Origin of the sequence: Nosocomiicoccus massiliensis (assembly GCF_000438455.1) — a bacterium.
In the GTDB taxonomy this organism is placed as follows: domain Bacteria; phylum Bacillota; class Bacilli; order Staphylococcales; family Salinicoccaceae; genus Nosocomiicoccus; species Nosocomiicoccus massiliensis.
This window is the reverse complement of record NZ_CAVG010000096.1, coordinates 20620-31751: the sequence shown is the minus strand read 5'-3', so window position 1 is coordinate 31751 and position 11132 is coordinate 20620. Positions and strand designations below refer to the sequence as shown.

Sequence of the window (11132 nt, the reverse complement as noted above, 5' to 3'; positions counted from 1 at the left end):
ATTTTCGAGTTTCTTTTAATTCCTCTACGAATTCTTCGTCAGTTTGTAGTAATTTAGAAATTTTTTCATGCGCATGAATAACCGTCGTATGATCTCTACCTCCAAAAAATCTCTCCAATTTTTGGTAAAGAGTTATCTGTGAGTTCACGCGATAAATACATTGCGACGTGTCGTGGGAATGCGATAGAGCGCGTTCTTTTTTTGGAACTAAAATCATCTATTTTAATGCTGTAATGTTCTGCGACAACTGCTTGTATATCTTCTATACTAATTTTTCTTTGTTTTGGTTCTTTGACAATATCTTTTAGAGCTTCCGCAACAACTTCTGGAGACATTTCTTGATTTGTTAGTTTTGCGTATGCCGCGACTCGTGTTAAGGCACCTTCTAGTTCACGAATATTCGTATCGATTTGATTTGCGATATATAGCATCGATTCTTTTGGAATGACGACGTTTGCTTCTTCACATTTTTTCTTTAATATTGCAATTCTCGTTTCAAGGTCAGGTGGAGTAATATCTGTAATTAACCCCCAACCAAATCGTGAACGTAATCTATCTTCTAATGTTGGGATTTCTTTTGGCGTACGATCACTCGTAATTACGATTTGTTTATCCTCATCATGAAGTGCGTTAAATGTATGGAAGAACTCTTCTTGTGTTTGTTCTTTTCCTGCTAAAAATTGAATGTCATCGATTAATAAGACATCAATATTTCGATATTTATTTCTAAATGCTTCAGGTTTGTTATCACGAATCGAGTTGATAAAATCATTCGTAAAACGTTCGCTTGATAGGTATGCGACTTTAGCATCTGGACGTGTTTTTTTTATATAGTTACCGATTGCGTGCATTAAATGGGTTTTCCCTAATCCAACACCACCATATATAAATAGTGGGTTATATGCTTTTGCAGGTGCTTCAGCGACTGCGAGTGAAGCAGCGTGTGCAAATCTATTTCCATTTCCAATAACAAATGTATCGAATGTGTTTTCTTCGTTAATATTAAATACACGTTCTTCAGTAGGTTCAACTGGTTTTTCATCATTAACTATAGATGAATTTACTGATTCTTCACCAGCGACAATTAGTGTAATCTCAGGCGATTCACCGACAACTTTAAAGATAGATTGTGCAATAAGATCTTTATAAAGATCTTCTAGCCAGTTGCGGTTAAATTCTGAACTTGATTCAATCACTGCATTTTCTTGAGAAAGTTCTACTAATTTTAAGTCTGCAAACCAAACACCAAAACTTGCACTAGACACATTTTGTTCGATTTCATCTAAAATCTTTTTCCAAATTTCTCCTAAACCATCCATAAATTTAACCTCACTTTTAAGATAATTCACATACTGTGGATAAAAATATAAACAATGGTGATAAAAGTTATCCACAACCTTTCCACAGATGTGGATAAAACACTTATATTTTTAGTTATTCACATAGAATTCAATAAAAATTATACTGGATAGACGTTAATATATCAATGATTCAATAAAATTGTCCACAAACTCACAAGTTATCCACAAATATAATTAAATGTGTGTTATTTTGTGTATAAGTTATGCACAATGTGGTGGAAAACTAAAATGCATTGAAAAGTTATCCACATTTTTACGAAGAAAACATCTAATTTAATCTGTTAGAATACGTAATAATGCCAAAAAAATAATTGAAATGGTATTTGGATTCTGTTATTATGTAGTAGTTGCTAAAATTATTGACAGAAAAATTCATATAGTATTGGATTACATGGAGGTGTAGTTATGCCTAAACGTACGTATCAACCAAATAAACGCAAGCGTTCAAAAGTACACGGATTCCGTGCGAGAATGAGTACTAAAAATGGACGTAAAGTACTTGCGCGTCGCAGAAGAAAAGGTAGAAAAGTATTATCTGCATAATATGAAGATCATCTAGTCATAGGTGATCTTTTTTTGTGTCAATTCATAAAGTGTCATATCATGTCTATATTTTGTATAATATGTAATCATAAAGAGGTACAGTTGTATGAAAAAAGAGTATCGTATTAAAAAACAAAAAGATTTCCAGTATGTCTTTAAAAAAGGTAAGTCTGTTGCGAATCGACAATTCGTTATTTATACGAAAGAAAAGTCTGATGAAACACATTTTAGACTCGGTATAAGTGTTTCGAAAAAATTAGGCAATGCCGTAAAAAGAAATCAAATTAAACGTCGAATCCGCGCATTTTTCACTCAACATAAAGACACACTTAAAACAACAGAATACATTGTGATTGCAAGACAGCCTGTTAAAGAAATGGACTATCACGACATTGAAAAGTCTTTATTACACGTTTTGCGAATCGCAAAATGTATAAAATAATGGAGGATAGACACATGTATAAAGTTTACAGAGGAGAAACTGTAGAAGACGCGCTGCAAAAAGGTCTAAACGATTTAAATGTCGAAGAGTCAGATATCAGTATTGACGTACTACAACAAGGTTCTAAAGGCTTTTTAGGTTTAATGAAAAAAGAAGCTGAAGTTAAACTTACGATTATTAATCCGGAGTTAAAACAATTAAATACAATTGAAGCGGTTCAAATGAGACACCTGGAAGATTCTTTAGAAGAAACTACAGAAGTAGAAGTCACTGAACAAGAAATTGTTGAAGAAGAGACAGACGTTAATCAAGTAGATACCATCGAAGAAGTTGTAGATATGAAAGAAGATACTGTTGAACAACACGAAGAGCAATTAGACGATTCATATGAAGAAACTGATGTACAAAAACCGAAGTTTACGTTCGATGAAGCAGTCGAAAGTACAGCGAATTATATTCAGTCGGTCGTTAATGAAATGGGTATTTCTAACTATACAGATTATACAGTCGACGATCGTACAATAATGATTAACGTATTTGCAGATAAAGCGGCAAAAGTCATCGGTAAACGTGGATCGACATTAAATGCGTTAAGTGAAATTGGCCAGCATTACTTCAATAGAATATATAAAGGTTACGGAAGAATTATTATCGATACAGAAAACTATCGCGAAAAACGCGAAGAAATACTTGAAAATCTTGCGATTAATATGTCGAAAAAAGCAGTACGTACAAACTTACCAGTACATTTAGAACCGATGCCAGCATATGAAAGAAAGATCATTCATAACGCTCTTTATAACGTTACAAATATCAAAACTTACTCAGCTGGTAAAGAACCCAATCGTCATATTGTTATTGAAAGAGAATAGAGGGATAATCCAATGAAATTTGACACAATTTCGAGTATATCAACACCGGTTGGTGAAGGAGCCATCGCAATTGTCAGACTTTCTGGAGATGAAGCAATCGACATCGCAGACCGACTATATAAAGGTAAAAAGAGTTTAAAAGAAGTAGACTCTCATACGATCAATTACGGTCATATCGTCGATCCAAAAACGAACGAAGTAATCGAAGAAGTAATGGTAGCCGTTATGCGTGCACCAAGAACATATACACGTGAAGATATCGTTGAAATTAACTGCCACGGTGGTATTCATACAATAAATCATATCCTTCAGTTAACGTTACAAAATGGCGCTGAAATGGCAGAGCCGGGAGAGTTTACAAAACGTGCATTTTTAAATGGACGTATTGATTTATCTCAAGCAGAAGGAATTATGGACTTCATACGATCAAAGACAGATGACGCGTCTAAAATTGCGAACCAACAAATGCAAGGACGCTTAAAAGAGTATATTGAACATTTACGACAAGAAATATTAGTCGTACTTGCTCAAGTTGAGGTTAACATCGATTATCCAGAGTACGATGACGTCGAAGAAGCAACGACGCGTCAATTACTCGAAGCATCGCGCACGATTAAAACAGAAATCGAAGACCTATTAAAATCATCACGTGAAGGACGTATTTTACGTGAAGGATTAAATACAGTAATCGTCGGAAAACCAAACGTCGGTAAAAGTTCTTTATTAAACTATCTCATTCAAGATAACCGCGCAATTGTTACTGATATCGCTGGTACAACACGAGATATTTTAGAAGAATACGTCAACGTCAATGGTATTCCGTTAAAACTCACAGATACTGCAGGCATTCGTGAAACAGAAGATATCGTTGAGAAAATCGGTGTCGAACGTTCACGTGAAGCGTTACAAAATGCAGAATTAATACTTTATCTATTAGATCATACGACTGGTTTTTCAGAAGAAGATAAAGAAATATTAAACAATTTAAAAGACCGTAACGTCATCATTATCGTCAACAAGACAGATTTAGACGGTAAAATTGATATCGATACTTTAAAATCAGATTACGATTTTCCTGTCGTGTTAACTTCTGTTACCAAAGGCACAGGAATTAAAGATTTAGAAGAAAGTATTAAAGAATTATTCTTTAGTGGCGGTGTTTCGATACAAGATTCGACTTACGTATCCAATAATCGTCATATTCATCTACTAGAACAAGCACATAGAAGCATTATAGATGCGATTGAAGCTGCTGAAATGGATATTCCAGTAGATATGATCCAAATAGATTTAGTAAAAACGTGGCAATTACTCGGAGAAGTAATTGGCCAAGATGTTTCAGAAGAATTGATTGATCAGCTATTTAGTCAATTCTGTTTAGGAAAATAGGAGGAAAAATTATGGAGCATAATAAATACGATTGTATCATCGTCGGTGCAGGACATGCGGGTATTGAAGCGGGACTTGCAACGGCTCGTAAAGGGTTAAAAACTTTAATGCTGACAATCAACCTAGATAATATTGCGTTTATGCCATGCAACCCGTCAGTAGGGGGTCCAGCTAAAGGTATCGTCGTAAGAGAAGTGGATGCTCTTGGCGGAGAAATGGCAAAAGTTGTCGATAAAACAAATATTCAAATGCGTATGTTAAATACGGGTAAAGGACCTGCGGTTCGTGCATTACGTGCACAAGCAGATAAATTAGATTATCAAAAAGTGATGAAGCAAGTGTTAGAAGATGAAGAAAACTTAGACATACATCAGGCGATGGTCGATGCGTTAATTATCGAAGATGATGTCGTAAAAGGTGTCCGTACTAATATTAACACTGAATATTATAGTGATGCAGTGATTATCACGACAGGTACATTTTTACGTGGAGAAATTATTTTAGGAAACTTAAAATATTCTTCAGGACCAAACCATCAAATGCCTTCATTAAAACTTGCAGATCAATTAAAAGTACTAGGATTTGAAATCGTTCGTTTTAAAACAGGTACACCGCCACGCGTGAATTCAGACTCAATCGATTACGAGGAAACTGAAATTCAACCTGGTGACGATGTACCACGTGCATTTAGTTATGACACAACAGAATTTAATATGGATCAACTCCCATGTTGGCTGACTCATACGAATGAATTTACACATGAAATTATAAACGATAACTTACATCTTTCAGCGATGTATTCTGGACTTATCGAAGGTACAGGGCCGAGATATTGTCCATCTATTGAAGATAAAATTGTCCGATTCAACGATAAACCACGTCACCAAATATTCTTAGAGCCTGAAGGTAGACATACAAAAGAAGTCTATGTACAAGGGTTATCTACGAGTATGCCAGAACATGTACAACAAGAAATGTTAAAGACAATTCCTGGACTTAAAAATGCACGTATGATGCGTACAGGTTACGCAATTGAATACGATGCGGTCGTACCGACACAATTATGGCCAACACTTGAAACTAAAAAAATAGAAAACTTATTTACAGCAGGACAAATTAACGGAACAAGTGGTTATGAGGAAGCGGCTGCACAAGGTATTATCGCGGGTATTAACGCAGCAAACAAATTACTTGGTAAAGAACCATTAATTTTAAGTCGTACAGATGCGTATATCGGCGTGTTAATCGATGATCTAGTAACAAAAGGAACAGAGGAACCATATAGATTATTAACATCTCGTGCAGAACATCGTTTAATTTTACGTCACGACAATGCAGATTTAAGATTAACTGATATTGGATACCGTGAAGGACTTATATCAGAAGAGCGTTATGAGAGATTCCAAAGTAAAAAAGCAAGAATTGAAAATGAACTTGAAAGACTCGAATCGATTCGTATTAAACCAAATGAACATACGCAGTCTATTATTGAAAATAAAGGTGGATCACGATTAAAAGACGGTATTCTCGCTAGAGATTTACTGCGTCGTCCAGAAATGAATTACGATGATATTATGGAAATTCTAAAAGAAGAATCCGTACTTTCACCTGAAGAGAAAGAACAAATTGAAATTCAAATTAAATACGATGGCTATATTAAAAAGTCTCTAACGCAAGTTGAAAAAATGAAGCGTATGGAAAGTAAACGTATTCCAGACAATATCGACTACGATCAAATTCATTCACTTGCGTCAGAAGCACGCGATAAGTTAAAAGAAGTAAGACCGTTAGATCTCGCACAAGCGTCTAGAATTTCTGGCGTTAACCCAGCAGATATTTCTATCTTACTCGTTTATATCGAACAAGGGAAAATAGCGAAAATACAAGATTAAAGGCTTATTTAAGCCTTTTTTCTTAAATTCAGAGGGATAATGATGACAAGAGAAGAGTTTATAAGTTATTTAAAAGACGAAGGTATTGAAGTGACAGATTATCAGCTCGAACAATTCGATATATACTTTAAAATGTTAGTCGAATGGAACGAAAAAATGAATTTAACAGCAATTACAGATGAAGAAGAAGTGTATGAAAAACATTTCTATGACTCAATTACGCCGTTATTTTTCTTAGATATCGAAGAAGGTGCATCAATTTGTGACGTCGGTGCAGGTGCAGGATTCCCCTCATTACCGATGAAAATCATTCGTCCAGATTTAAAAATAACGATCGTTGATTCATTAAAAAAGCGTATTACTTTTTTAAATGAATTAACAGCAAACTTAAAATTAGATAAAATTACATTAGTACATGACCGTGCAGAAACATTCGGTCAACATGGTCAACGACATATGTTTGATATCGTAACAGCACGTGCAGTTGCACGATTAAATGTATTACTAGAATTATGTTTACCACTCGTTCGTACAGGTGGGCGTTTAATCGTATTAAAAGGTCAAAAGGCAGAAGAAGAGTTAAGAGAAGCGGAATTTGCTTTAGAATTACTTGGTGGAGAATTGAGTCAAGTGTTCTCGTTATCATTACCACATGAAAATAGCGAGCGTTATATTATCGAATTCGATAAAAAACGAAAAACTCCGAGAGATTTCCCGAGAAAACCAGGTACACCGAATAAAAAACCATTAGTAAAGTAAAGGAGGAATCACGTTGAAAAAGCCATTTTCAAAGTTGTTTAATCTACTCGATAAAACGGATCGTCACGTTGAAGATAAGATTGAAAAAATACCGGTTGAAAAAATCGTACCGAACAGATTCCAGCCGAGAAAAGTATTTGATAACAAATCGATCAAAGAACTTGCCGATTCTATTGAAGTTCATGGTCTACTTCAACCGATAACGTTACGACCAATCGAAGAAGGTATGTATGAAATTATCGCAGGCGAACGTCGTTTTAGAGCAATAAAATCATTACATTTTGAAAATGTCGAATCGATTATTCGCTATTTTACAGATCAAGAAGCAGCAGTTATAGCGATTATTGAAAATATTCAACGTGAAGACTTATCTCCTTACGAAGAAGCACTTGCATATAAAGACCTATTATCTATAGATGATATTACACAAAAGGATCTCGCGCATTCACTTGGAAAAAGTCAGTCCTTTATCGCGAATAAATTGCGATTACTAAAGCTATCATCACCCGTTATAACGGCGTTACAAAATAATGATATAAGTGAAAGACACGCTAGGGCAATGCTTTCTTTAGATAACGCTATGCAGTACGAAGTGTTAGAAAAAGTAAAAGACAAAGACTTAACTGTTAAAGATACCGAGCAGCTCGTTAAAAATCGTTTGAAACAAAAAGAAACGCAAATAAACTTTAATGATGACATGACATTTCTCATGAATGATTTAGATAATGAAATTCAAAAAATTAAACGTCACGGTCATGAAGTGTTATGTGAAAAAACAGAAGATGAAGATACGTATATCATTAATATAAAAATTAAAAAGTAGGAGAGATGCAGAAATGAGTCATTTAGAAAGTATTCGTGTTTCTGACATCAAACCGAATCCGTACCAGCCGAGACTGCATTTTGACGAAAAAGAGTTAAAAGCATTAAAAGCTTCTATACAAGAAAACGGACTACTTCAACCGATTGTTGTTCGTCAAACTGTTATCGGGTATACGTTAATCGCAGGAGAAAGACGATGGCGTGCGTTTAAAGAATTAAACTTAGAAACTATCGATGCGATTGTCAAAGAAATGTCAGATGAAGAAATGATGACATATGCGATACTTGAAAACTTACAACGAGAAGATTTAGATCCATTTGAAGAAGCGATGAGTTACAAAAAATATATGGAAACTTTGAAGCTGAATCAATCAGAAACGGCAAAAAAACTCGGTAAATCGAGATCATATATCGCAAACATGATTCGTTTATTAAATTTACCTCATTCAGTAATACAACTTATACAAGATGGTAAACTAACAACTGCACACGGACGAACATTACTCAGTTTAAAAAATCAGTTACATATTGAAGAAATCGCTAAACGAATTGTCGATGAAAAGTGGAATGTTCGTGAGACAGAACGTTTTGTACGTAAATTCGAAGCGACTAAAGAAGCCGAAAAGAAATATGTCGAAAAACCTGCACCAATCGCACGTGTTGAACAGTCCTTAAAACGACGGTTAGGTACGGATGTCGATATTAAGCAAGTCGGCAAAAAGGGACAAATTGTTTTATCTTTTACTAGTGTTGAAGAGTATAAGCGACTCGTCACATTACTGAGTGAAATAGGAGAGGATTAAATGATTCTAAACTGGCTAACGTTGATGGCAGTCGAAGCGATCGATACACCATTAGATACGAGTTTTTTAGATACGATATGGAAAAAAATCACATCTGTAGAACTATGGGTTAACGTTGGAGAACGTGTATTATGGTCAATTTTTATAGTCATTTTAGGAATGATTATTATAAAAATTGTCAATCGGATTATCGAAAATTTCTTACTAAAAAAATTATCGCTACGTCCTGGTAAAGCACAAATTAGTTTAAAGCGTAACAAGACGCTTCTAAGTATGTTACAAAATAGCGTGACGGTATTTGGATGGTTCGTTATTGTCGTGACAATATTAGAAATATTTAATATACCTGTTGGAACACTACTCGCTGGGGCAGGGATTGCTGGTTTAGCAATCGGTTTTGGTGCACAAAGTTTAGTTAAAGATATGATTACTGGGTTCTTTATCATTTTAGAAAATCAGTTCGACAAAGGTGACTTTGTTAAATTTACAAATCAAGGATCACCAATTGCAGAAGGACAAGTCGTATATCTCGGACTTAGAAGTTCGAAAGTTTTAGGTTATAACTCTGAAATGTATATGGTGCCAAATGGTACAATAGGAGAAGTTGTGAATTTTTCTAAAGAAAATTCGATTGCGTTCTTAGAGTTTTATTTACCGATTGACACAGATATTAGTCGAGTTGAGAGATTATTAAGTGTATATGTTGAAGAAAATTGGCAGAAAAATGAAAGTATCGTAGAACCACCACAATTACTCGGTGTTCAAGATTTCATTAGTGGTCAATTACAATATAGAATCATGTTTATTACGCGTCCAATGGAACAATTCCAGGTGCTACGTGATTATCGTAAAAATATTCAAACACTTCTTAAAAACAATGAAATTATTCTCGGTGTTCCATCTGTGGAATTTAATGAAGAAAAGAAGTAAAGAGGTTAATATATGAGTAAAGAATTCCAGCTTGGCAGTATTGTTGAGATGAAAAAACCACATCCATGTGGAAATAATGAATTTAAAGTTACGCGTCTTGGTGCGGATATCAAAATCAAATGTACAGCGTGTGATCGTACGATTATGTTACCGAGACCAGAATTTATAAAACGTGTAAAGCACGTCAAACAATTTTAATTTGAGGAGAGAAAATAATGGCATTAACAGCAGGAATCGTCGGATTACCAAACGTTGGTAAATCTACTTTATTTAACGCAATTACTAAGGCAGGAGCACTTGCTGCGAACTATCCATTCGCAACAATCGACCCAAACGTCGGAATCGTTGATGTACCAGATGAAAGACTTGATAAGTTAACTGAAATCGTCGTACCTAAAAAGACAGTCCCAACAGCATTTGAATTTACAGATATCGCAGGTATCGTAAAAGGTGCTTCAAAAGGGGAAGGTTTAGGTAACAAATTCTTATCTCACATCCGTGAAGTAGACGCAATTTGTCAGGTTGTTCGTGCATTCGATGACGACAACATTACACACGTTTCAGGTAGAGTCGATCCAATTGATGACATCGAAGTAATTAATATGGAGTTAATTTTTGCTGACTTAGAAAGCATCGAAAGACGCTTACCACGTGTTGAAAAAATGGCACGTCAAAAAGATAAGGACGCAATGTTTGAAACAGATGTATTAACAAAAATTAAAGACGCACTTGAAGAAAATAAACCAGTGCGTTCAGTTTCACTAACAGCTGAAGAAAAAGCAGTTGTAAAACATTTAAACTTCTTAACACAAAAGCCAATTATATACGTGGCAAACGTTGCTGAAGATGAATTAGCTGATTTAGAAAACAACGAATATTTAAAGAAAATCATCGATTACGCAAAAGCGGAAGACGCACAAGTTGTACCAGTATCTGCACGTGTCGAAGAAGAAATTGCAGTACTCGACGATGAAGATAAAAACGAATTTTTAGAAGCACTCGGACTTGAAGAATCAGGACTCGATAAATTAATTCGTCAAACATATGATTTACTAGGCCTTGCGACTTACTTCACAGCAGGTGTTCAAGAAGTACGTGCATGGACGTTTAAAAAAGGCATGACAGCACCAGAATGTGCTGGAATTATCCATACAGATTTCCAAAAAGGATTTATCCGTGCGGAAGTAATGAGTTACGATGACCTCGTAGAACTAGGTAGTGAAGCGGCTGTAAAAGAAGCGGGTAAATCACGATTAGAAGGAAAAGATTATATTATGCAAGACGGAGACGTCGTGCACTTTAGATTTAATGTTTAAACA

General features: G+C 35.1%; 11 protein-coding genes and 1 pseudogene. 11 read left to right on the top strand and 1 reads right to left on the bottom strand.

The window, feature by feature from the left end; translation table 11 throughout:
* Nucleotides 1-1319 (bottom strand): annotated as a pseudogene (gene dnaA, locus TJ68_RS04365) (chromosomal replication initiator protein DnaA); the annotation flags it as partial.
* 447 nt (nucleotides 1320-1766) lie between these two features.
* On the opposite strand from dnaA, the gene rpmH reads away from it, so the two are divergent.
* The 11 genes from rpmH to ychF all read left to right on the top strand — a co-directional run bounded on the left by rpmH (nucleotide 1767) and on the right by ychF (nucleotide 11129).
* Nucleotides 1767-1904, top strand: coding sequence for a 50S ribosomal protein L34 (gene rpmH / locus TJ68_RS04360; protein WP_040928948.1), 138 nt, complete (start codon nucleotides 1767-1769; stop codon nucleotides 1902-1904).
* Between the two features lie 106 nt (nucleotides 1905-2010).
* Nucleotides 2011-2346, top strand: a complete 336-nt coding sequence (gene rnpA / locus TJ68_RS04355; RefSeq protein WP_040928947.1) for a ribonuclease P protein component — start codon at nucleotides 2011-2013, stop codon at nucleotides 2344-2346.
* A 14-nt stretch (nucleotides 2347-2360) separates the two neighbouring features.
* On the top strand, nucleotides 2361-3218 hold the full coding sequence (jag, locus tag TJ68_RS04350; protein ID WP_040928946.1) for an RNA-binding cell elongation regulator Jag/EloR: 858 nt from the start codon (nucleotides 2361-2363) through the stop codon (nucleotides 3216-3218).
* Between the two features lie 12 nt (nucleotides 3219-3230).
* Nucleotides 3231-4607: a tRNA uridine-5-carboxymethylaminomethyl(34) synthesis GTPase MnmE gene (mnmE, locus tag TJ68_RS04345; RefSeq protein WP_040928945.1), complete on the top strand. Its 1377-nt coding sequence runs from the start codon at nucleotides 3231-3233 to the stop codon at nucleotides 4605-4607.
* An 11-nt stretch (nucleotides 4608-4618) separates the two neighbouring features.
* A complete protein-coding gene (gene mnmG / locus TJ68_RS04340; protein ID WP_040928944.1) occupies nucleotides 4619-6499 on the top strand; it encodes a tRNA uridine-5-carboxymethylaminomethyl(34) synthesis enzyme MnmG in 1881 nt (626 codons plus the stop codon).
* Nucleotides 6500-6541: 42 nt separating this feature from the next.
* Nucleotides 6542-7258, top strand: coding sequence for a 16S rRNA (guanine(527)-N(7))-methyltransferase RsmG (rsmG, locus tag TJ68_RS04335; protein WP_040928943.1), 717 nt, complete (start codon nucleotides 6542-6544; stop codon nucleotides 7256-7258).
* Nucleotides 7259-7271: 13 nt separating this feature from the next.
* Nucleotides 7272-8081 (top strand): ParB/RepB/Spo0J family partition protein, encoded by an 810-nt coding sequence (locus TJ68_RS04330; RefSeq protein ID WP_040928942.1) that lies wholly within the window; start codon nucleotides 7272-7274, stop codon nucleotides 8079-8081.
* 13 nt (nucleotides 8082-8094) lie between these two features.
* Nucleotides 8095-8883 carry a ParB/RepB/Spo0J family partition protein gene (locus TJ68_RS04325; RefSeq protein ID WP_052327304.1) on the top strand — a complete coding sequence of 263 codons (789 nt, stop codon included), beginning with the start codon at nucleotides 8095-8097 and terminating at the stop codon, nucleotides 8881-8883.
* Nucleotides 8884-9813: a mechanosensitive ion channel family protein gene (locus tag TJ68_RS04320; RefSeq protein WP_148449645.1), complete on the top strand. Its 930-nt coding sequence runs from the start codon at nucleotides 8884-8886 to the stop codon at nucleotides 9811-9813.
* A gap of 12 nt (nucleotides 9814-9825) precedes the next feature.
* Nucleotides 9826-10011 carry a DUF951 domain-containing protein gene (locus TJ68_RS04315; protein ID WP_040928941.1) on the top strand — a complete coding sequence of 62 codons (186 nt, stop codon included), beginning with the start codon at nucleotides 9826-9828 and terminating at the stop codon, nucleotides 10009-10011.
* Between the two features lie 17 nt (nucleotides 10012-10028).
* Complete coding sequence (gene ychF / locus TJ68_RS04310) at nucleotides 10029-11129, top strand: redox-regulated ATPase YchF (RefSeq protein WP_040928940.1); 1101 nt, start codon at nucleotides 10029-10031, stop codon at nucleotides 11127-11129.
* Nucleotides 11130-11132: the final 3 nt, after the last annotated feature.